The following is a 22,761-nucleotide window of genomic DNA, read 5'->3' on the forward strand; positions in this document are numbered from 1 at the left end:
ATTATTTACTTTTATTGTAGTAATATAATTAGTTTGAAGGAGAGATTATATGCCGACAAGAATAGCCATCTTAGGTGGCCCAAGATGTGGAAAGACTACTTTAATACAACAATTATATGTTGATATGAAAATAAGAGATTTAAATGTTGGAGTTGCAACAGAATACAGTACTGACTACTTAAGAGATAAAGGCATGATTGAAACAATTGCTGAACAATATGGTATATATTTAGGTCAAGCTCAATTAGAAGAAAGTTTAAATGAATTTGACTATGCATTAACAGATTATGCTACATTTGTACCTTACATATATGGTAGATTTATGTTAGGGGATAAAAAGAGAACTAGAAAAGAAATAGAAATATTAAAAGATTTATATATATTAGCTTTAAGAGATCTTCCAAAGTATGATCATATATTCTTTGTTCCAAGAGAATTTGGTTATACACAAGATGGAGTAAGATGGCAAGATGAAGAATTAGCATCAGCAATTGATAAGGCTATTTTAAGTTTCTTAGAAGCTGAAAATGTTAAGTTTGAAATTATAACAGGATCAACTAAAGAAAGATCAAAGAAGATACTTGATATAGTTGGATTATCAGATATAGAAATAAAGGCTGCAATGCCACAAAAATAAATTAATATAAAATATTTTAAGCATGTATTTTAACAAAAGTTAATGTACATGCTTTTTTCTTTAAAATATAGTGTTTATAAAAAATAACTAAATGTATATATTTTTAAGTATTAGTTTAAGTTTTACTATTGATGTGTGATTAAATATTCTAAAAAAGTGTGCATAAAATAATCAAAAATAAAACTTTTTGTATATAAAATTTTTAAGTATTATAGAAAGCTTATATAAATGAAGTCACAGAAAAGGTGGCATAGTATTTGCTTTAATGATTTTATAAAAGGATAAAATTATCATTAGGATTATATTGGAGGTTTTAAATATGGAATTTAGAATAGAGAAGGATTCTATTGGAAGTAAAAAAGTACCTAAAGATGCATACTATGGAGTTCAAAGCTTAAGAGGATATGAGAATTTTAGAATAAGTGGATTAAATTTAGAGGAATCATTTATAAAAACTTTAGCTTTAGTTAAAAAAGCTTGTGCTATTACAAATTATGAAGTTAATCATTTAGATGAAAACTTAAAAGATGCTATAGTAAAGGCATGTGATGAAATAAATAGTGGAAATTATATAGATCAATTTATTTTAGATCCAATTCAAGGTGGAGCAGGAACATCAACTAATATGAATATGAACGAGGTTGTAGCTAATATAGCAAATGAATATTTAGGATATGATAAAGGAAGGCAATATCCAGTTCATCCAAATGATCATGTAAATATGGGACAATCAACAAATGATGTTATACCAACTGCAGGATTGATAAACTGTTATAACTTATTAAAGAAATGTATTTATGAGCTTAGAAGATTTGAAGAAGAATTATTAAATAAGGGAAAAGAATTTGAAAATGTAATTAAAATGGGAAGAACTGAAATGCAAGATGCAGTTCCTATAAGTTTAGGTTCAGAATTTATAGCATACAGTAGAGCTATAAGAAGAGATATAAATAGATTAGAAAAAAGAAGTAGTGAGCTTTTAGTTGTAAACCTTGGAGGAACAGCAGTTGGAACAGGTATAAATGCAAACTCTAAGTATATAAAGAAAGTAGTAATTAAGCTTAGAGAACTTACTGATCTTCCAATAGTTCAAGCAGATGATTTAATTGATTCAACTCAAAATGCTGATATAATAGCAGCACTTTCATCTGATCTTAAAACATGTGCAATTAATTTAAGTAAAATAGCTGGAGACTTAATTCTTATGTCATCAGGTCCAAGAACAGGATTCTCAGAAATTAATCTTCCAGCAAAACAAAATGGATCTTCAATTATGCCAGGTAAAGTTAATCCTGTAATGCCAGAATTACTTAAACAAATATCATTCCAAATTATAGGAAATGATACAACAGTTACACTTGCAACAAGTTCAGGGCAATTAGAACTAAATGCTTTTTATCCAATCATATTATTAAATGTGTTCCAATCAATTAGAATATTAACAAATGGGGTTTATACAGTAACAGAAAATTGTATAAAAGGAATAGAGGCAAATGAAGAAAGATGTAGAGAACTTGTTGAAAAGAGTATAGGAATAGTTACAGCTTTTGCACCTAGCCTTGGTTATGAGAAAGCAGCTTATATAGCAAAGAAAGCTTTAAAAAATAATATGAATATTAAAGATGTAATTAAAGAAGAACTTGGAATGAGCGAAGAAGGTATTAGAAAAACTCTTAATATAAATAAAATGATTAAAATAGAGGCTTAGTTAAATAAAGGTTAAGAAGGATTAATACAATTTAATCCTTCTTATTTTTTATAAAACAATGTTTAATAATAATTTTAAATATATAAACAAAAATATAAAAATTAATGTATAAAGAAGCTTTGATTAATGTGTTTTTTGTTACATTAAGGAATAATAGTGTGCAAAAAACTAAATATACAATTAAGTTTGTGTATAAATAATGTTTAATACTTAGCACAAAAATAAATTTAAATATAGGGAGTTTTAAAAATGAAGATAATAGCTATAATGGATTAAATTTACTGTGGTTGGCATAACTTTTGCTAAAGATTATATTAGGAAACAAAGTTTAATTTCTAATAAATATAAACGGTAAGGCTTATTAGAAAAAAGGGGATGAATATATGAAGATTAGTAAAGGTAGAGGAGAAAATAGATCTTTATATTTAAGAAGGGCTATAGCCACATTTATAGATTGGTATTTAGCTTCTGTATTAGCGGGAATACCTGTACTTCTTATATATAATTTAGAAAATGGAGATGGTAATATTGCAAGATCTCTTGAATCTATGTCAATAAATTATGCATTAGTAGCTGGAACATTAGCTATATTAGCAGCTTCATCTTATTATTTATTACTACCTACTTTATGGAGAAATGGACAAACATTAGGAAAAAGATTTTTAGGAATTAAAATAACAAATTTAAATAATGGTGAAGTTAAATTTAAGGATTTATTTAAGCGTGAAATAATAGGCGTTATGTTAGTTGAAGGTGGAATTATATGCAGTAGTGAGTACTTAAGACAAATGCTAACAATAGTGTCTAATATAAATACTTATAAAGTACTATCAATTTTAGCATCAATTATAACATTTATATCTATAATTTTAATTTTTGTAACTAAAGAAAATCGTATGATACATGATATTATTTCTAAAACAAAAGTTATTGAAATAAAAAATGCTTAAATTTGTTTTTAAAAATATAAACAATTTAAAATATAAAAATTAGATTGAAAGTGAAGGGTGAAGGAATTATGAAGAAGATTTATTTATTTTGTAGTCAAGGAATGTCTACTAGTCTTTTAGCTAGTAAGATGCAAAAAGTAGCAGATGCTCACAAATTACCAATTGAAGTGAAAGCGTTTCCTCATGGAACTATAGAAAGTGTAGTTATGGAAGAGCATCCAGATTGTATCCTTTTAGGACCACAAGTTAAGTATTTATACAATGAAACTATGGTTAAATTTAAAGATTTAAATACTCCAATAGCAGTAATCAATACAGAAGATTATGGAATGATGAATGGAGAAAAAGTTTTAAAACATGCAATTATGCTTATAAAAAATAATAAAAAATAGGAAGAGGTGGGCAAAATGTTTGCAACATTAGAAAAGGTTTTAATGCCTGTAGCAGATAAACTAGGGAGAAACAAAATTTTAGTTGCAATTCGTGACGGTTTCTTAATAACTACTCCATTATTAATTGTAGGATCAATATTTTTACTTATAGCTAATTTCCCAATACCAGGATGGGAAGATTTCTGGAACAATATACTAGGACCAAATTGGGCGTCATGGTTTACAAATGTTTCAAGAGCAACATTTAATATGATAGCTTTATTAACATGTGTTGGAACTGGGTATGCATATGCTAGAGAATTAAAGGGCGATGCAATACAAGGAGCTGGAGTAGCTTTAGTATCATTCTTTATATTAATGCCAACTAGAATACCATTTGAAGGTGTTAATGGACCTGAAACTGTTAGTGGTTTAGCATTTGAATATATAGGATCAAACGGAATTTTCTTAGCACTTATAATATCATTAGTATCAGTTAAAGTATTTAACTGGGTATATAAAAAGGGATGGACAATAAAAATGCCTGATGGAGTTCCTCCAGCAGTTGCAGCTTCATTTGCTGCTTTAATACCAAGTGCTGTAGTTATTACAATGTTCTTCTTAGTAAGAATAGGATTTGAATTTACTTCATTTGAAACTGCACATAACTTTATATATAAAGTTTTACAAACTCCTCTACAAGGTGCAGGAAATACATTATTTGCTCAAATTATATACAGTTTAGCATGTACAGTATTCTGGTTCTTCGGTATAAATGGACCAGCTGTAGCAAATACAGTATTTGCGCCAATAACAAAAATACTAACAATAGAAAACTTAGAAGCATTCCAAGCTGGACTACCTCTACCAAATATATTTACAGATCCATTCTCAAACTTCTTCACAGGTTTTGGTGGAGGGGGAAGTACTCTTTCATTAGTTATAGTAATGGTTTTATTCTGTAAATCGCAAAGAATTAAACAATTAGGAAGATTATCATTAGTTCCAGGGTTCTTTGGAATTAATGAACCAATTATATTTGGTTTACCAATAGTATTAAACCCAGTTTTAATAGTTCCATTTGTTGGAGTTCCAGTTGTTAACTTAGTTTTATCAACTATTGCAACGAATATGGGCATAATTCCATATACTACAGGGGTATCACTACCATGGACAACTCCAATAGGATTCTCAGGATATTTATCAACAGGTAGCGTTATGGCAGGAGTTTGGCAAATAGGATTATTACTACTTGGATGTATAATTTACTATCCATTTATAAAGATGCTAGATAAGCAATACTTAAAAGATGAAGAAAAATCAGCAAATGAACAATCAGTTGATGATATTTCATTCGATGATTTATCATTTGATGATCTATAGGAGGTCTTTTTATGAAAGTTTTAATGATATTTGACCAAGTTCAAGCGGGACAGGGAGGAAAGGAAAATCCTGATTTACCTTTAGGCGGTAAAGGTATGGCAATAGGTTCTGCAAATATGCTAGAAAAAGATTTAAGAGAATTAGATGGACAGGTTATAGCGTGTTTATATTGTGGGGATGGGTTCTTTAATAAAAATGAGGAATTAGTTAAGCAGAAGATGGTTGCTATGGTTAAAAAGATGAACCCAGATGTAGTTATATGTGGACCTGCATATAACTATGAAGGATATGCTAGAATGTGTGCAGTATTAGCAAATGAGATTGAAAAGAATACTGATATACCAGCATTAGCAGCAATGTCTAAAGAGAATGAAGATACTATATTAGCTTATAAAGACTTAGTAAATATAGTTAAGATGCCTAAAAAGGGTGGAATTGGACTAAGTGAATCATTAAGAAATATTTGTGTGTTAGCTAAGAAAAAGGCAGACAAAGAAGATATAAAAGAATATATAGAAAAGATTTGTTATTAAATCAATTAATAAAGGTAGTCTAAGGATATATTCTTAGACTACCTTTTTAAACAATAAATTATAAATAAAAGGTGAGTGAGTTTATATGAAATTAAGTAACAGTACAATAGATTTAATGAAAGAAATTACACAAGTTTCAGGAATATCAGGAAGTGAAAAAAATATATCAACTGTTTTACAAAAATATTATAAAAAATATACTGATGAAATAGTATTCGATAATTTAGGATCTATATTTGCAGTAAAAAGATCTAAAAAAGAAAATGCTAAGAAGGTTATGATCTGTGCTCATATGGATGAAATAGGATTTATAATAAATGAAATAAAAGATAATGGATTATTAAAATTACTTCCACTTGGAGATAGAACTGAAAAAGATATTATTTCAAAAAGAGTTAGAATAACTACTAATAGTGGAGAAGTTAGAGGGGTTATTGTAACTGGAGATACAAAAAATAAAGATAATATATTAGTTGATATTGGTGCAGTAGATAAAAAAGAAGTATTAGAACTTGGAGTTATATTAGGAAATGATGTAGTTATAGATGGAGAATTTGAAGTTTTACCTACAGGTAAAAGAATTGTTTCAAAAGCTTTTGATGATAGATATGGATGCATACTTGGAATTGAAATACTTGAAAGCTTAAAAGATATTGAATTAGATGTAGATTTATATGTTGGATGTACAGTTCAAAATGAAGTTGGACTTAGAGGATGTATAACAGCAACTAACTTAATTAAGCCAGATATTTCAATAGTACTTGATTGCTTAAAAGCTGATGACTTAAAAGGAAATGAAGATGCAGTAGGAAAGCTTGGTGATGGAGTACTTATAAGTTATTATGATAAATCAATGATGCCAAATAGAGCATTATTAAATTATTTAGTTGATGTTTGTGAAACAAATGATATAAAACACCAATATTATTATTCAATGGATGATAGTGATGGAGGATGGATCCACAAACTTCAAATAGGATGTCCTACATTAAAAGCTTGTATTTGTGCAAGAAATTTAAAATCAAATAGTGAAATAATAGACATAAATGATTATATAAGTGCAAAGGAAGCTACTATTGCTGTTATAAAAAGCTTAAATGAAGAAAAGATAGAGTATTTTAAGAGAGAAAATAGATAAAATATATTGGAGGACATGCTATGAGTATAGATAAAAGCAAAGCATATGGTGATGTCGATTTAAATATGCTAAAAGAATTAAGTGAAGCTAACGGAATATCAGGTTGTGAAAAAGAAGTTAGCAGAGTAACTAAAAAGTATTTTGAAAAATATTCAGATGAAATTATATATGATAATTTAGGGTCAATTATTGGACTTAAAAAAGGATCCGAAAATGGACCTAGAATAATGATAGCAGGACATATGGATGAAGTAGGTTTTGTAGTAAGAGGGATAGATAAAAATGGATTTATAAAAATATTACCTGTTGGGGGATGGTGGGGGCATGTATTACCATCTCAAGGAATGATTATTACAACAAAAAATGGAGATAAAATAAAAGGGATATTTGGTAGTAAGGCACCACATGGAATGCCTAAAGAAGAAAAAGATAAAGTTATAAATCCTATTGATTTATTTATAGACTTAGGAGTTTCTTCTAAAGAAGAAGTAGAAGAATTAGGAATAAAGATAGGGGATATGATAACACCTGACACTAAATTTGAAGTTATGAATAATCCAAACTACTTACTTGGAAAAGCTTTTGACGATAGAATAGGTGTAGCAGTAGCTATTGATGTATTAAAAGAACTTAAAAGCATAGAACATGATGCAAATATTTATGCTGTAGGAACAGTTCAAGAGGAAGTTGGAATAAGAGGTGCAAGAACAGCAACTCATGTAATTAAACCTGATATAGCATTTGCCCTAGATGTAACAACAGCTAAAGATACACCAATGGAAAAAGGAGATTTAAAACTTGGTTGTGGTGTTATACTTAGTATTTTAGATGCTTCAACTATAGCAAATAAAAACTTACTAAAACATATGGAAGATATCTGCAAAGAGAAAGATCTTAATATAAATTATGATTTTATGGTAGTTGGTGGAACTGATGCTGGAAATATTCATAAGTCATTAGATGGAGTAGTTAGTATGACATTATCAATTCCAACTAGATATATGCACTCTCATAGTCTTTTAATTCATAGAAAAGATTACGTTCAAACAGTAAAAGCTATTGCAGAGTTTTGTAGAAGAGTTAACTTAGAAATTTTAAATGATATAAAGAATGGAACTAGGTAGTTTTAATAATAAAGGTCGGATAAATTCCGACCTTTAGTTTGTTTCCTATTATAAGTTATTTATATATAAACATAGTAATATTATAAAGATAAATTCAGAAGATGGTAGATATAAATTAAGAGTTTCTTCTATTATATCTAAATAACTAAGGGCAAGTTTGTAGCTTTCAGGAAATAGTGATTTAAGTTTAGTTTCAATATTTTTAGTATCTAAATTTATAAGACTAAGTCTATCATAAATTAAATCTAAGTGAATATTAAACAAGTTTTCATATATTTTTATTTTGAAAAACTTTTCTATATTATTATCAAAACTAAATAATTTATTGTTTATTTCATCAAAAGTGGCATAAGAAAAATTATGCCTATAATTATCAGATTGTATTTCTATATTTTTAAAATATTCTTCGAGCAAATTATTAAAATCAAAAATTTTTATTGACTTATTAGATGATAAAACGTCTAATTTATTCATTAAAGTTTTATAAGAAGCAACCATATAATGCTTTTTATTTTGAAAACTATAACTTGTTATTTTAGTATCTTTATCATATATAAAATATCTATTTGTTGTTTCTAATTTGTCTAGCACAAATCTTTCCTCGATAAGAGGAGTTGATAATTTATGAGTAATATCTTTTGAAAGATCTGGACTATTTATTTTTATATGCTTTTTATTATTTATAAAGTATTCAGTATAAGCATTTGCAACGGCAAGCTTTATATCATTTTTAAGTTGTCCAATATTAAAAGGACAATCATAAGATAAGAAACATAGCATTGCATTATAAGAAATATAAATAGGTTTATTTAAGTTTTCACTTTCACTTTTTAAAAAAGTCTCAATTAACGTTAGTCTTTCTTCAATAGTTCTTTCATTTAAACTCGGTATTTTAATTTTTATCGAAATTCTTCTTAAAAAAGTACTAAGTAATGTTTGATTTATATCTTCATTAGTTGCACATATGATTCTAACAGAAGCTTTTATTTTTTTAGATACTTCACCAAACCTTCTAAAATAGCCAGTATCCATAAATAAAAATAGCATTTCTTGTCCTTCACTAGGAAGATTGTGTATTTCATCTAAAAATAGAATACCACCATCAGCCTTTTCAATAAGACCTGCTCTATCCTCTGTTGCTCCTGTAAATGTTCCTTTTTTTACTCCAAATAAATGGGAGCTTAGAAGCTGAACATTATTTGAATAATCGGAGCAATTAAAATGTATAAAAGGCATGTCCTTATCTTTAAAGAAAGAAACAGCATAATCATGCATAAGTTTTGCTAGCATAGATTTCCCTGAGCCTGTCTCTCCAATAATTAAAGAATTCATACCATTTGGCGGATAAAGAATAGATGTTTTAGCAAGTTTTGTAGCTTCAGTTAATGAGGGATATAAATAAGAAAGAGTATCTAGTGGACAGCTTATAGTAAAATCAATATCATTTGTATCTTTTAAGTAGTATTTAACGGGTCTTGCAGTATTTTTATAAAGGCGACCTTCTTTAACTAAGTTATTTAAGTTCTTGCTTATATTTGAACGCTCTATATTTAAAGCATTACAAATATCATTAGTAGTAACACCATTACCTTTGTCTAACTTTTCAACAGTTTCATAAACTAAGTCAATTCTCTTTAATTTTTTCATCTCAAACCCCTTAATGTATATACTTTAATTTAATGTTGTATAAAATAGTGTTTTAAATCACTATTTAGTGTGTAAATAAAGTAAAAATATATATTATTATGTATTATTTTAAAGCACACTTTTTACAAAATCAAGAAGTAGAATAAAGAGAAAAAATATAAATGGCTAAAATAGTAGCATAGTTAAATTTAAGAGTGGTTGGCACACTAATTGCTAAATATATTTATAAAACTAGTATGAATTTTGGAGAAAAAATATGATAAAGATATTATTAGTATTAAATCATGTACAAGCTGGCCTAGGAAATGAAAGTTTTGATTCACCACCATGTGGGAAAAGGGATGTATTAGGTCCTGGAAAGATGATGAAGAGTTTCCTAGAAAGTATTGGTGGAGAAATAATAGCTACATTATATTGTGGTGATATATATTACAAAAATAATATAAGTGCATCGAATGAAAGGTTTATATCGATGATAAAAAAGTTAAAACCTGATGTTGTAATATGTGGTCCTGCATTTCATTATGAGAGTTTTGGCTATATGGCAAGTAATATTGCAAAAGAAATTAATGAAAAACTTAATATACCATCATTTGCTGTAATGTCGTCTGATAATTTAGCGGTTAATGATTATAAGGAAGAAATTATTATTGTAAAAACTCCTAACAAAGGAGAAGATGGGCTTTATGAAGCTATTAAAAATATTTGTAACATGGCAATAAAATTAGGCAAAAAAGAAGATATAGAAGAATTTAAAAAATTAGTATGTTTATAAAAGAAGGGAATGATTTTATTATGAAATGGGCTATGATAGCAACATGGAGAATGGCAATTGAAGGGATAACAGAAGCAGCAGAAGATCTTAAAAAGGGTGGATTTTCTGGAGATGCAATAGAGAAAGCTATAAAAATGGTGGAAGATTTTCCTTATTACAAATCAGTAGGATTTGGTGGACTACCAAATGAGAATTGTGAAGTTGAATTAGATGCTGCATATATGGATGGAGATACTTTATCAATTGGTGCAATTGGTGGGATAAAAGATTTTAAAAATCCAATAAGTATTGCAAGAAAACTTAGTGAAGAAAGATTTAACTGTTTCTTAGTTGGAGCTGGTGCTGAAGAGTATGCTCATAAAGAAGGATTTGAAAGAGTTAACATGCTAACTGATAGAGCTAAAAAATATTATGCTAAGAGAAGAAAAGAGACTATAGAGAAGGGGTTAAGCCCATATGATGGTCATGATACAGTTGGAATGATAGCTGTTGATAAGGAAGGGAAAATGGTAGCTGGAACTTCAACTAGTGGTTTATTTATGAAGAGAAAAGGAAGAGTTGGCGATTCACCTATATCAGGTTCAGGATTCTACTGTGATAGTGAAGTTGGAGGTGCATCAGCAACAGGCCTTGGAGAGGATTTAATGAAAGGCTGTATTTCATATGAAATAGTTAGACTTATGAAAGAGGGAATGCATCCACAAGAGGCTTGTGATAAGGCAGTTAGAGAATTAAACGATAAGCTTATAAAAAGAAGAGGAAAGTCAGGAGATCTTTCATTAGTAGCTCTTAATAATAAAGGGGAATGGGGAGTTGCAACTAATATAGTAGGCTTCTCATTCTCCGTAGTATCAGAAGATGAAGAGCCAACAGTATATGTTTGTAATGAAATGAAAGATGGAAAAACAAGTTACGAAAAAGCATCTGAAGAATGGCTTGAAGCATACCTTAAAAGAATAAAATCACCAGTAACTTTTGATTAATTATAAAATATATTTATATGAAAGAAGATGATTTTATAATGAATGATTTAGGTAAAGCTAATTTAAGCTATGAGTTTAATAAAAAGGCAGATGAATATAAGGAAGAATTAATTAAAAGTATAGGAAGATTAGTTAAAATAAATAGTGTTGAAGGAGAAAAACTATATAATGCACCTTTTGGAAGTGGTCCTAAAGAAGCACTAGAAGAAGCACTTAAAATATCTAGAGAATTAGGATTTAAAACAAAAAACATAGAAAATGCTATAGGTTATGCGGAGTATGGAGAAGCAGATGAATATATAGGTGTAATTGGACATGTTGATATTGTTCCAGAAGGTGAAGGATGGAATTACAATCCTTTTGATGTATCAATAGATAACGAAAAAATATATGGAAGAGGAGTTCTAGATAATAAAGGTCCTATAATGGCAGTTCTTTATGGAATGAAAATAATAAAGGATTTAAATCTTCCAATATCAAAGAAAATTAGAGTTATATTTGGTACAAATGAAGAAACAGGTTTTTGTGATATACCATATTATTTAAAAGAAGAAAAACCTCCTATAATGGGATTTACACCAGATTGTAAATACCCAGCTGTATATGGAGAGCGAGGAATTCTTGATGTAACTATATGGAGCAATAAAATAAATGATACTAATATAAAAAGTATAAAAGGAAACTTTAGAAATAATGTTGTACCAGATTTTGCTGGAATTGAACTTTATAGTAATGAAAAGAGTGAAACTAAAATAATAAGTGCAAAAGGCAAGCAAGCACCTGGAAATGCTCCTGAAAGTGGAGTAAATGCAGTTACAAAATTATGCAAAGATATATTAGAATCAAATAATTATATAAATGATAAAGAAACTTTAGAATTTATTGAATTTATATATAATAGTTTTTATGAAAATCATTCTTTAAGTAAACTTAATATAAATTGCTTTGATGAAATCTCAGGTGATCTAGTAATAAATCCATATGAAATTAAAATGGATAAAGGAAAGATTGGAATCTCAATTGTGTTTAGATATCCAATTAGTTATAAATATGAAGACATGATTTCAATAATAAAAAGTATTATTAAAGATGGATACACTTTATCAGAAAATAGAAGAATGGATTCTGTATGTTTTGATAAAGAACATGATCTACTTAAAAAGCTTAAAGAAGCGTATGAAGATGTAACGGGGTTTGATGGAACACCAGTTACTACAACTGGGGGAACTTATGCAAAAGTATTTCCTAATATAGTTGCTTTTGGGCCATCATTTCCAGGACAAAAGGGAATTGCACATAATAGTGATGAGTATATGGATATTGAAGATTTAATTACTAATTTAAAAATATATACAAATGCTTTATATAATCTTGCCAAATGATTTAAAAAGACCTTTAAGGATAAAGAATTTTGTAAGTCTTTACTTAAAGGTTTTTTATTATTAGATGGTACATATAATTAATAATTATGTTATAATTGAGAGTGGATTATACTAAAATAATGTAAGAAACTAGATTAACATAAATTTAAGGAGGAAGTACCTTGGCTGATTTAAGAAATGAAATAGAAAAAAGAAGAACCTTTGCGATAATTTCTCACCCAGATGCAGGTAAAACTACATTAACAGAAAAGTTCTTATTATATGGAGGAGCAATTAGACTTGCAGGTTCAGTTAAGGCAAGAAAAGCATCAAAACATGCAGTATCAGACTGGATGGAAATAGAAAAACAAAGAGGGATATCTGTTACATCATCAGTTATGCAATTTAACTATGGTGGACATTGTATAAACATCCTAGATACACCAGGTCACCAAGATTTCTCAGAAGATACATACAGAACACTTATGGCAGCAGATTCAGCAGTAATGGTTGTTGACGCAGCTAAAGGGGTAGAAGCACAAACAAAAAAATTATTCCACGTATGTGCACTTAGAGAAATGCCAATATTCACTTTCATAAACAAGATGGATAGAGAAGCTCAAGATCCATTCCAATTATTAGAGGATATTGAAAATGAACTTGGAATAAAAACATATCCTATGAACTGGCCAATAGGATCAGGTAAAGAATTTAAAGGGGTATATGAAAGAGATAATAAAAGAATTATTGCTTTCACAGGTGGAGAACACGGTCAAAAAGAAGCTCAAGCAATAGATGGAGATGTTGATGATCCTAAGTTCAAAGAACTTTTAGGTGAAGCATTACATGAAAAGCTTATGGAAGACATAGAGCTTTTAGATATTGCAGGAGATGAATTTGATGTAGAGAAAGTTAGAAATGGAGAATTAACTCCAGTATTCTTTGGATCTGCTCTTACAAACTTTGGTGTTGAACCATTCTTAGAACATTTCTTAGAAATGACTACATCACCTATTGGAAGAAAATCAAATATAGGACCAATTGATCCATTTGATGAAAACTTCTCAGCTTTCGTATTTAAGATTCAAGCTAATATGAATAAAGCTCATAGAGATAGAATTGCATTTATGAGAATATGTTCAGGTAAATTTGAAGCTGGAAAAGATTATTACCACATGCAACAAGGTAAGAAAATAAAATTATCACAGCCACAACAATTTATGGCACAAGATAGAGAAATAGTTGAAGAAGCATATGCTGGAGATATAATTGGTGTATTCGATCCAGGAGTGTTCTCAATTGGAGATACTATTTGTACACCTTCAAAGAAATTTAAATTTGAAGGAATACCAGCTTTCGCACCAGAACATTATGCAAGAGTTAGACCAGTTGATACAATGAAGAGAAAACAATTCATTAAAGGTGTAACTCAAATAGCTCAAGAAGGAGCAATCCAAGTATTTAAAGAACTTCATATAGGAATGGAAGAAATAATAGTTGGGGTAGTTGGTGTACTTCAATTTGAAGTTTTAGAATACAGATTAAAAAATGAATATAACGTTGATATAAAAATGGAAAGACTTCCATATAGATTTGTAAGATGGATAGAAAATGATGGAGATATAGATGTTGATAAGCTAAACCTTACATCAGATACTAAGAAAGTTAAAGACTTAAAAGATAGAAATCTTCTTATATTCCAAAATACATGGGGTATAAGTTGGGCGCTAGAACATAATAAAGGAATAGTTTTATCTGATGTTGGTAAATCAGATGAATAAATAATATATCCTAAATTAAAGAAAATTAAACTAAATGGGTAAGAGGGGTAGATTAGATGGGAATTTACATGCTTAATTTAGTTAAAATGATAAAACAAAGTAGTGATGACAATTATATGATTGTTATCCTATCTTTGCTCATTTTAGCTCTTATTTGGGGTTTTATTTCCTTAATGAATAAAAGAACAAATGAAAAATATAGAATTGTTAAAAGTGAATTAGAGACAGTAGTATCAAAAAATGAAAATATAGATTTTTTAACAATAAATCTTAAATCAGGCAAGGTAACTTCAAAAAAGAATTTTGAATTACTATATAATAATTCAAATGGAATAGCCAATCTATATAATTTCCTAGATGCTATTTCTTTAAGTAAAGAAGAACTTGAAAGAATTATAGGAATATCTTATGAAAAAGGATATTTTGAATTTGAATATTCAGTAAAAAAAGATGATGAGGATAGATTTATAAGAGCATACTCTCATATTGTAAATAGTAGCAAATTAGATCTTATTCTTTGTGATGTAACAAGAGATAGAGTTGGAAATATTTCTTATGTACATGAAGAAGGAATTGATAGTGAAACAGGTCTTGTTAATAAACTTAATTATAAAAAAGAAGTTAGAAAACTTATAGATGATTATAGAGTTGCTTATGGTGCATTATTATTTATAGAAATTAATGATTTTGAAATTAATAAAAATTTATATGGCGATTATTTTATGGACCACTTAATAAAAATTATAGCTGCTAAACTTATAGGATATGTTGATGATAAAACAGTAGCCTTTAAATTTAGTGGACCAAATTTTGGACTTTATAGGCATGGATTTAATAAAAGAAAAGGGATGGATTCATTTTTTAATGATGTAAAAGAAAAACTTACATTCATAGAAAAAGTTGATGGTCAAGATATTCATATTAGTTGTAATATAGGTACTTCAATATTAAATTTTGATGTAACTTCTGAAGAAGAACTTTATAATTATGCTAAGTTTGCTATGGAAGAAGGTAGAAAACTTAGAAATGGTTTTGAAAGTAATATAAATCATTTTAATAAAAGTGATTATGAAAAGTATAGAAAAGTTAATAAAAAGATAAATAGAGTATTAAAAGTAATAGAAGAAAAGAAATATTATAGTGTATTTCAACCTATAGTATCATTAAGTGATATGTCACTTTATGGAGTTGAAGGACTAACTAGAATTCAAGATAGAAACTATAGAAATGTAATAGATTTTTTTAATGTTGCTAAAGCTAAAAATTTAGAAGATTATGTATCTATGAAGTTTGGTGTTAATATATATTATGATTATGTAAAATCTTTTTTGCCTAAAGATATTAAAATTTTTATTAATGAAACTTTTAATGAGGATAGAATTAAGGGCAGAGATGAGTATTTTAATATAATAAATAAAGAACTTAAAGATCTTAATATTTATAACACTAAAGAGAAAAACTATAATAATGTAATAATTGAGTTCTCTGAAAGATCAACATATGGTTTTTCAGAAGAGGTTGATGAAATTATTAACGTATATAGAAGAAATAATATACTTATTGCAATAGATGATTTTGGAGCAGGTTATGCAAATGAAGGTTTAATTTTAAAACTTAAACCAGACATTGTAAAATTAGATAGAGAACTTATATGTAACATTGACAAAGATGATTATAGAAGAACATTAACAACTAATACGATAAAAACATTAAAAAAACTAGGAGTTAAAATAGTAGCTGAAGGCATAGAGACTAAAGAAGAATTTGATTTCTTAAGAAATTTAGGAGTAGATTATGGCCAAGGCTATTATATACAAAAGCCTACTAGTATAGATGATTTGAAATTAAGTTACAAAGATATTTTAAATTAAGTATCTTTTTGTAAATAAAACAAAAGGATGGTAGATAATTATGAGGCCAATAAAAGTATTATCAATTTTTGGAACTAGACCAGAAGGAATAAAAATGTGCCCTTTAGTTAAGGCATTAGATAAAGATGAAAGATTTGAATCACTAGTGTGTGATACAGCACAACATAGAGAAATGCTAGATGCAGTTCTTGAAGTATTTGATGTTAATCCACAATATGATTTAGATATAATGGCTCACGGACAAACTATAATAGATATATCAAATAAAGTGTTAAGAGGAGTAGATTCTGTAATAAAGGAATGTAATCCTGATATAGTATTAGTTCATGGAGATACTTCTACTACATTAAATGGAGCACTTGCTGCATTTTATAATAAAGTTCCAGTTGGACACGTTGAAGCTGGACTTAGAACATATGATATATATTCACCATTTCCAGAAGAAGCAAATAGAAAATTAACAGGTGCAATAACAACTCTTCATTTTGCACCAACAACAACAAATGAAAAGAATCTTTTAAGAGAAGGTGTAGATCCAAAAAGTATATTTATAACAGGAAACACAGTAATAGATGCACTTTTAAGTGTAATTGATAAAGATTTAAAATTTGAACAAGAAGTTTTAAATGACATAGATTACAAGAATAAAAATGTGATATTACTTACAACTCATAGAAGAGAAAATTGGGGAGAACCAATGGAAAATATCTTTAAGGCTATGATTAAATTAGTTAGAGAAGATGAAAGTGTTGAAGTTATATTCCCAATGCACAAAAATCCATCAATAAGAGAACTTGCACATAGATATTTTGATGAATATAGAGGAAGAGTTCATCTTATAGAACCTCTTGAATATGTGGAATTTGCAAATCTTATGGAAAGAGTTAAGCTTATAATGACAGACTCAGGTGGAATTCAAGAAGAAGCTCCAACTTTAGGTAAACCTGTTATGGTTCTTAGAACAGAAACTGAAAGACCAGAAGCAGTTGAAGCTGGAACTATTAAGCTTTCAGGAATAGAAACAGAAAATATTTATAATGAAGCAAAAGAGCTTTTAACAAATAAAGAATCATATGAAAAAATGGCTAAAGCTACTAATCCATATGGAGACGGAAAAGCTTGTGAAAGAATACTAGACCATATAGCAAATTACTTTGCTTAACAATAGCATAAAAAGAGAATGATAGATTAATCTATCATTCTCTTTTTTATATTTTTTTACTATGAATTTTACAAAAAATACATAGAAAGTTCCCAAAAATCAACATTAGAAGGTATACAATATGTCTAAAGAGGATTTTAAAAATATATAGTAAAAATAGAATTGATACTATGTGTTATTTTGGGAGGTTTTTAAAATGAAAGAAGGTTATATTGTTTTAATGCCAAATGAAGATATTATTCAATTAGATAATTTAAATGATGTGGTATTAACGATTCAAGAATTTAATAAAAAAATAATTGAGGAATATTGTGATGATTATGAGATAGAATATGATGATATGTCAAAAAATGAAATGAATTTTGCAAGTGGATATTCTGTTGGGATGCCAAGAGTTTTTAAAACAGAAGATGTTGTAGATATAATAAAGAAAAGCGATATTATACAATGTGAAAAAGATAGTCTTATAAGTAAATTTAAACTTACTGAGAAAACAATAAACTTAGAAGATTATCCAGATTTAGAAGATATATTAGATGAATGTGATGAAATAGCAGTAGAAAATTATCTCGAATAATATAAAATAATAAATTGCTATTTTATATTATTAGGAGTTTAGATAATTAGTAAAAAAACTATTTTCAAAGTTGTTATTAAACAATTTTGAAAATAGTTTTTTTATTTTAAGTTAATGCTATATAGCATAATATTACAAAATATATCATATAAAAGTTTAATTGTATACCAAAAAATTAAAACTGTTATTTTACATAATAAAAAATAAATTTAAATTTTTATAATAATTTTGTCTTTTGATTAATATATTGTTCTATAAGAGTTAAAGGGGGATAGAATAATATGAGATCAAGAAAGTTAGTTAAACTTACGGCATCGCTACTTTTGGCAACATTTGCATTGACGCCATTAGTTAAGGCGAGTGGAGAAACTAAAGATAAGGAGCTTGGCGGAGATTATCATTATAATGCAATAATATTAGAAGATTACAATGCAAAAGATGCTGATTGCGAAGGAAATGCTATAATTGGAGGAAATCTTAACATAACAGGATACCATGATTTTGGTACACCAGTTGTTGGAGATCCAGCTGATAAAAATGGTCCAACACTTGTTGTAGGAGGAGACATAGTAAATAAATCACCAACAAATGTAAATGGAAGTATAGTAGTATCCTCAGAAAAAAATAAAGAAAAAATTAAAAGCTGGATGCACGATAAAGTAACTATTAAAGATAAATCAGTAATTAAAGAACATATAGAAGGTATAAAAGATAACTTTATAAACATGGTTGAAGAAAGAATACAAGGAAATGAAACTCAAGTAATTACATTAAATAAATCTAAATTTGAATCAATGGAAGTTAATAATTTAGTAACTTCAAATGGCAAAAAAGCTATAGTATTCGTTAATAATGGAAGTAATTTTGAATTCCCGAGTGGACAGCCAATGCTTAATAATGGAAGTCCTATGGATTGGGGGAAGGATTATAAATATTGGAGTTCAAAAATAATATGGTATTTCCCAAATGCAACTGAAATAAAAATTTCAGAGCAAGTTGTTGGAAGTGTTATTGCTCCTAATGCTGTAATTAACACTCATTCAGGAAATGTTAATGGTCATTTATTAGCAAAGACATTAAATCAAGAAGGGGGATTTGAATGTCATAACAATGTGTTTAATCCAGATGAAGTAATTCCACCAACTGATGAAGTAGAAGATCCACTTGGAAGTGTTAAATTAATGAAAGTCGATAGTAGTAATAATAAAAAAGTACTTGAAGGAGCAAAGTTCCATTTATTAGATAGTAATAAAAAGTTCATATCAGAGCACGTAACAAATAAAGATGGAATTATAAAGGTAGAAAATTTAGAAGCAGGAGATTACTACTTTATAGAAAAAGAAGCACCAGAAGGATATAAGTTAGATGAAAGTTTTCATAAGTTTACAATAGGAACAGAAGGGGAAAATATTTACGTAGAGATTACTATTAAAAATGAAAAAGAAGCAACACCACCAGAGCCAGAAAAGAAATATGGAAGTGTTGAATTAATAAAAGTGGATAGTAGCGATAATGAAAAAGTGCTTGAAGGAGCAAAATTCCACTTATTAGATAGTAATAAAAAGTTCATATCAGAGCACGTAACAAATAAAGAGGGAATTATAAAGGTAGAAAATTTAGAAGCAGGAGATTACTACTTTATAGAAAAAGAAGCACCAGAAGGATATAAGTTAGATGAAAGTTTTCATAAGTTTACAATAGGAACAGAAGGGGAAAATATTTACGTAGAGATTACTATTAAAAATGAAAAAGAAGTAACACCACCAGAGCCAGAAAAGAAATATGGAAGTGTTGAATTAATAAAAGTGGATAGTAGCGACAATGAAAAAGTACTTGAAGGAGCAAAATTCCACTTATTAGATAGTAATAAAAAGTTCATATCAGAGCACGTAACAAATAAAGAGGGAATTATAAAGGTAGAAAATTTAGAAGCAGGAGATTACTACTTTATAGAAAAAGAAGCACCAGAAGGATATAAGTTAGATGAAAGTTTTCATAAGTTTACAATAGGAACAGAAGAAGAAAATCTTAATATAAAAATTACTATAGAAAATGAAAAAGAAGTAACACCACTAGAACCAGAAAATAAGCCTGATATAGAGAAAAAACCAGAAAAAGATGAAGAAGAAACTTCTAAAAATGAAACAATAAAAGTACCTGCGACAGGATATAAAGGATATATAGGTTTATCAACCTTACTATTAGGATCTGGAGCTTTAATGATTTTTAGAAAAGAAAAATAAATAGTATTTTAGGATTATAAGATGATTTCTATATTGTATAGGAATCATCTTTTTTATTTCATTAATATAACAGTATCACTTTTATTATTAGAGTTTAGGTTAAATTATAATTTAATTTAACTTAGCATCATATAATCTAATAATAAATATTGTAAGTGAATAAAAAATAATATATAATTTACTAGTTGGAAAAAAATGTAATTATAGAGAGGGGATAATATTTTAAATTTAGCTATATGTAATGATAAATAAATGACTTAGATTGTTTTAAATAGACATAGAAAAATATAGATATAGAAATTATGCTGTTTAATACACAACATAAGTCGTTTAGTACAGATAAAGATGATAATATACAAAATTTTAAAAGGATTTATATTAAAGTAGGAGGTTTAACATGATTAATATTGCTATTTGTGATGATCAAGGTTATGATCGTAAGAATTTAAGACAAGTCTTAGACAAGATATCTTTAAGAAATAATATAAGACTTAATATAGAAGAATTCAGATCAGGGAGAGAACTTTTAAATATATATAAAAGAGATATACCAAAATTTGATGTAATATTTTTAGATATTTTTCTTGGTGATTCAAATGGGATAGATATTGCAAAATGCATTTTAGATTTATATAATTCAGTAAAATTTATAATTTTAAGTAGCAGTAAAGAGTTTATATTGGATGGATATGATATATCAGCAGTAAACTATATAATAAAACCAGCATCAATTGAAAGAATTGAAAAAGAGTTACTTAGAGCAATAGATATACAAGAAAATAATAAGAAGTTTTATGAAATAAATAAAAGTGGAAATACAGTATTACTAAAATTAAATAATATATATTATTTTGAGGTTGATCATAGAAAAATAAATGTGCACAAAAAAGAGAATGTAATTGATTATTATGAAAAGTTAGAAAATGTTGAAAAAGATTTAGATGATAGGGGATTTAAAAGATGTCATAGAAGTTATGTTATAAATATTTCTAAGATAAAAGAATTTAGAAGTAACGAGGTGAAGCTTTTAAATGGGGAAGTAGTTCCGGTTGGAAGAAAATATAAGGAAAATTTAAAAGAAGCATTCTTTGATTATCTTCAAACTGTATAAGAAAAGGTAGTTTTAAAATGACAGAAGAAAATATCTTATTTTTAATAGCAAGTATTTTTATAGCTGTATATAATATTTTTATTATAAAAAGGTTAGATGATAATTTAAATTTTTTTAATAAAAATATTATATATTTTTTTATGACATCAATGATGATATTATCTTTAATATGTTTTTATTTAGATAATTATATAATAGAGAATATAATATGGTTCACTATTTCAATAAATATAATTGTGATATTTACTAAAAAGAATAAAGGAGTTGTATTATTTTTAGTTGCAATAATATCAACTAGCATAGTAGATTTTCAAAATATAGTATTTTCTTATTATGAAATAATAACAAATAAGAGTATATCTGAATTTAGTACTAATATACAGACAACAGAAAAAACAGCAATAATATTTTTATACATTATTCTAGTAGTAATAAATATTAGGATTACTGCTAATTTAATAATTAATAATAGTAAATATATAGAAAAGAGCTTGGAAAATGAAAAAGGACTTGGAATAAAGTCTATAATGATATTTTTCTATATGATTAATATGGGGTTTGTTTACTATCTTTATGTATTAGATAATATCAATGGATTTTCATATTTTGTTGGATTTTGCTCTATTATGAACTTATTAACTAGATGGTTTTCAATAAGAAATTCAATTATTAAGGGGAGGGCAAAAGAATTTAAAGAAAAGACTGATATATTAAACAAGCAAATAAAGAATCAATATAATCATTATATAGAACTTGAAAAATATTATAGTGAAATATTCAGAATAAAGCATGATATAAATAATCATAATAATATAATTTCAGTTCTTCTTCAAAATGGTGAATATGATGAGCTTAAAAATTATATGAATAAATATAATAAAAATATCATTAATTTAGAAAAAGAGGTTTTAATTTGCAAGAATAAAATAGTTGATGCTATATGTTTAAGTAAAAGATCTATATGTAAAGAAAAAGGCATAAATATAAAATTTGATATTAAAGTTCCAGAATTTATTAATATAGATGATTTAGATTTATGTAGTATATATGGAAACATATTAGATAATGCTATAGAAGCATGTAATAGAATAGCAGATCAAAATAAAGAAAAATTTATAGATATTAAATCAAATATAGTAAAAGGATACTTAACTATAAAAATTGTAAACTCAAAAGATGGAGTATCTATAAAGAGGAATGGTAAATTTATCACTCTAAAGAAAGATAAAAAGAATCATGGAATAGGATTATATAGTGTTCAGAAGAGTGTTGATAAATACAATGGACAAGTTATTTTAAAAGATAAAGAGGAAGTTTTTATTACATGTATAATAGTAAAATGTAAGGAAACCTAGCAGCTAACATAGAAATTTCTATGTTAGCTGCTTTTTTAATAATATTAATAT

The 22,761-nt window shown here is 27.3% G+C and carries 19 protein-coding genes; 18 read left to right on the forward strand and 1 reads right to left on the reverse strand.

The window, feature by feature from the left end:
- The first annotated feature begins 49 nt into the window (after nt 1-49).
- From ACZ5TJ_RS03100 to ACZ5TJ_RS03135, 8 genes are all read left to right on the forward strand, one after another.
- A complete protein-coding gene (locus ACZ5TJ_RS03100; RefSeq protein WP_045724800.1) occupies nt 50-637 on the forward strand; it encodes an AAA family ATPase in 588 nt (195 codons plus the stop codon).
- A 319-nt stretch (nt 638-956) separates the two neighbouring features.
- Nucleotides 957-2,345 carry an aspartate ammonia-lyase gene (locus ACZ5TJ_RS03105; protein WP_464201208.1) on the forward strand — a complete coding sequence of 463 codons (1,389 nt, stop codon included), beginning with the start codon at nt 957-959 and terminating at the stop codon, nt 2,343-2,345.
- A gap of 383 nt (nt 2,346-2,728) precedes the next feature.
- A complete protein-coding gene (locus ACZ5TJ_RS03110; RefSeq protein WP_464201209.1) occupies nt 2,729-3,295 on the forward strand; it encodes an RDD family protein in 567 nt (188 codons plus the stop codon).
- Nucleotides 3,296-3,363: 68 nt separating this feature from the next.
- Entirely contained in the window at nt 3,364-3,687 is a 324-nt protein-coding gene (locus tag ACZ5TJ_RS03115) for a PTS sugar transporter subunit IIB (protein WP_039311443.1), read from the forward strand.
- Between the two features lie 15 nt (nt 3,688-3,702).
- Complete coding sequence (locus ACZ5TJ_RS03120) at nt 3,703-5,049, forward strand: PTS sugar transporter subunit IIC (RefSeq protein WP_464201212.1); 1,347 nt, start codon at nt 3,703-3,705, stop codon at nt 5,047-5,049.
- A gap of 11 nt (nt 5,050-5,060) precedes the next feature.
- Entirely contained in the window at nt 5,061-5,582 is a 522-nt protein-coding gene (locus tag ACZ5TJ_RS03125) for a GrdB-related putative oxidoreductase (RefSeq protein WP_055207387.1), read from the forward strand.
- An 85-nt stretch (nt 5,583-5,667) separates the two neighbouring features.
- Complete coding sequence (locus ACZ5TJ_RS03130) at nt 5,668-6,720, forward strand: M42 family metallopeptidase (protein WP_464201213.1); 1,053 nt, start codon at nt 5,668-5,670, stop codon at nt 6,718-6,720.
- 20 nt (nt 6,721-6,740) lie between these two features.
- A complete protein-coding gene (locus ACZ5TJ_RS03135; RefSeq protein ID WP_464201214.1) occupies nt 6,741-7,844 on the forward strand; it encodes a M42 family metallopeptidase in 1,104 nt (367 codons plus the stop codon).
- A 48-nt stretch (nt 7,845-7,892) separates the two neighbouring features.
- Here ACZ5TJ_RS03135 and ACZ5TJ_RS03140 read toward each other — a convergent pair whose 3' ends face one another.
- Nucleotides 7,893-9,491, reverse strand: coding sequence for a sigma 54-interacting transcriptional regulator (locus tag ACZ5TJ_RS03140; RefSeq protein WP_464201216.1), 1,599 nt, complete (start codon nt 9,489-9,491; stop codon nt 7,893-7,895).
- Between the two features lie 256 nt (nt 9,492-9,747).
- Here ACZ5TJ_RS03140 and ACZ5TJ_RS03145 point away from each other — a divergent pair, with 256 nt between their 5' ends.
- The 10 genes from ACZ5TJ_RS03145 to ACZ5TJ_RS03190 all read left to right on the forward strand — a co-directional run bounded on the left by ACZ5TJ_RS03145 (nt 9,748) and on the right by ACZ5TJ_RS03190 (nt 22,710).
- Entirely contained in the window at nt 9,748-10,266 is a 519-nt protein-coding gene (locus tag ACZ5TJ_RS03145) for a GrdB-related putative oxidoreductase (RefSeq protein ID WP_464201217.1), read from the forward strand.
- Between the two features lie 20 nt (nt 10,267-10,286).
- Entirely contained in the window at nt 10,287-11,249 is a 963-nt protein-coding gene (locus ACZ5TJ_RS03150; protein ID WP_464201218.1) for a N(4)-(beta-N-acetylglucosaminyl)-L-asparaginase, read from the forward strand.
- Between the two features lie 38 nt (nt 11,250-11,287).
- Nucleotides 11,288-12,631 (forward strand): Sapep family Mn(2+)-dependent dipeptidase, encoded by a 1,344-nt coding sequence (locus ACZ5TJ_RS03155; protein ID WP_464201220.1) that lies wholly within the window; start codon nt 11,288-11,290, stop codon nt 12,629-12,631.
- A gap of 161 nt (nt 12,632-12,792) precedes the next feature.
- Entirely contained in the window at nt 12,793-14,391 is a 1,599-nt protein-coding gene (locus tag ACZ5TJ_RS03160) for a peptide chain release factor 3 (protein ID WP_464201221.1), read from the forward strand.
- Between the two features lie 56 nt (nt 14,392-14,447).
- Complete coding sequence (locus tag ACZ5TJ_RS03165; RefSeq protein ID WP_464201222.1) at nt 14,448-16,262, forward strand: EAL domain-containing protein; 1,815 nt, start codon at nt 14,448-14,450, stop codon at nt 16,260-16,262.
- 40 nt (nt 16,263-16,302) lie between these two features.
- A complete protein-coding gene (wecB, locus tag ACZ5TJ_RS03170) occupies nt 16,303-17,424 on the forward strand; it encodes a non-hydrolyzing UDP-N-acetylglucosamine 2-epimerase (protein ID WP_464201224.1) in 1,122 nt (373 codons plus the stop codon).
- Nucleotides 17,425-17,620: 196 nt separating this feature from the next.
- On the forward strand, nt 17,621-18,001 hold the full coding sequence (locus tag ACZ5TJ_RS03175; protein ID WP_464201225.1) for a hypothetical protein: 381 nt from the start codon (nt 17,621-17,623) through the stop codon (nt 17,999-18,001).
- A gap of 281 nt (nt 18,002-18,282) precedes the next feature.
- On the forward strand, nt 18,283-20,244 hold the full coding sequence (locus tag ACZ5TJ_RS03180) for an MSCRAMM family protein (RefSeq protein WP_464201227.1): 1,962 nt from the start codon (nt 18,283-18,285) through the stop codon (nt 20,242-20,244).
- A gap of 397 nt (nt 20,245-20,641) precedes the next feature.
- Nucleotides 20,642-21,355: a LytR/AlgR family response regulator transcription factor gene (locus ACZ5TJ_RS03185; protein WP_464201229.1), complete on the forward strand. Its 714-nt coding sequence runs from the start codon at nt 20,642-20,644 to the stop codon at nt 21,353-21,355.
- A gap of 17 nt (nt 21,356-21,372) precedes the next feature.
- Nucleotides 21,373-22,710 carry a sensor histidine kinase gene (locus ACZ5TJ_RS03190; protein WP_464201231.1) on the forward strand — a complete coding sequence of 446 codons (1,338 nt, stop codon included), beginning with the start codon at nt 21,373-21,375 and terminating at the stop codon, nt 22,708-22,710.
- Nucleotides 22,711-22,761 lie beyond the last annotated feature (51 nt).

This window comes from Clostridium budayi (genome assembly GCF_055396605.1).

Excerpts from the sequence above, each read along its gene's own strand:
- ACZ5TJ_RS03105 (WP_464201208.1), top strand. The coding sequence starts at position 957 with ATGGAATTTAGAATAGAGAAGGATTCTATTGGAAGTAAAAAAGTACCT.
- ACZ5TJ_RS03155 (WP_464201220.1), top strand. The coding sequence starts at position 11,288 with ATGAATGATTTAGGTAAAGCTAATTTAAGCTATGAGTTTAATAAAAAG.
- ACZ5TJ_RS03135 (WP_464201214.1), top strand. The coding sequence starts at position 6,741 with ATGAGTATAGATAAAAGCAAAGCATATGGTGATGTCGATTTAAATATG.
- ACZ5TJ_RS03130 (WP_464201213.1), top strand. The coding sequence starts at position 5,668 with ATGAAATTAAGTAACAGTACAATAGATTTAATGAAAGAAATTACACAA.
- ACZ5TJ_RS03125 (WP_055207387.1), top strand. The coding sequence starts at position 5,061 with ATGAAAGTTTTAATGATATTTGACCAAGTTCAAGCGGGACAGGGAGGA.
- ACZ5TJ_RS03185 (WP_464201229.1), top strand. The coding sequence starts at position 20,642 with ATGATTAATATTGCTATTTGTGATGATCAAGGTTATGATCGTAAGAAT.
- ACZ5TJ_RS03150 (WP_464201218.1), top strand. The coding sequence starts at position 10,287 with ATGAAATGGGCTATGATAGCAACATGGAGAATGGCAATTGAAGGGATA.
- ACZ5TJ_RS03110 (WP_464201209.1), top strand. The coding sequence starts at position 2,729 with ATGAAGATTAGTAAAGGTAGAGGAGAAAATAGATCTTTATATTTAAGA.
- ACZ5TJ_RS03120 (WP_464201212.1), top strand. The coding sequence starts at position 3,703 with ATGTTTGCAACATTAGAAAAGGTTTTAATGCCTGTAGCAGATAAACTA.
- ACZ5TJ_RS03145 (WP_464201217.1), top strand. The coding sequence starts at position 9,748 with ATGATAAAGATATTATTAGTATTAAATCATGTACAAGCTGGCCTAGGA.
- wecB (WP_464201224.1), top strand. The coding sequence starts at position 16,303 with ATGAGGCCAATAAAAGTATTATCAATTTTTGGAACTAGACCAGAAGGA.
- ACZ5TJ_RS03190 (WP_464201231.1), top strand. The coding sequence starts at position 21,373 with ATGACAGAAGAAAATATCTTATTTTTAATAGCAAGTATTTTTATAGCT.
- ACZ5TJ_RS03180 (WP_464201227.1), top strand. The coding sequence starts at position 18,283 with ATGAGATCAAGAAAGTTAGTTAAACTTACGGCATCGCTACTTTTGGCA.
- ACZ5TJ_RS03140 (WP_464201216.1), bottom strand. The coding sequence starts at position 9,491 with ATGAAAAAATTAAAGAGAATTGACTTAGTTTATGAAACTGTTGAAAAG.
- ACZ5TJ_RS03175 (WP_464201225.1), top strand. The coding sequence starts at position 17,621 with ATGAAAGAAGGTTATATTGTTTTAATGCCAAATGAAGATATTATTCAA.
- ACZ5TJ_RS03100 (WP_045724800.1), top strand. The coding sequence starts at position 50 with ATGCCGACAAGAATAGCCATCTTAGGTGGCCCAAGATGTGGAAAGACT.
- ACZ5TJ_RS03115 (WP_039311443.1), top strand. The coding sequence starts at position 3,364 with ATGAAGAAGATTTATTTATTTTGTAGTCAAGGAATGTCTACTAGTCTT.
- ACZ5TJ_RS03165 (WP_464201222.1), top strand. The coding sequence starts at position 14,448 with ATGGGAATTTACATGCTTAATTTAGTTAAAATGATAAAACAAAGTAGT.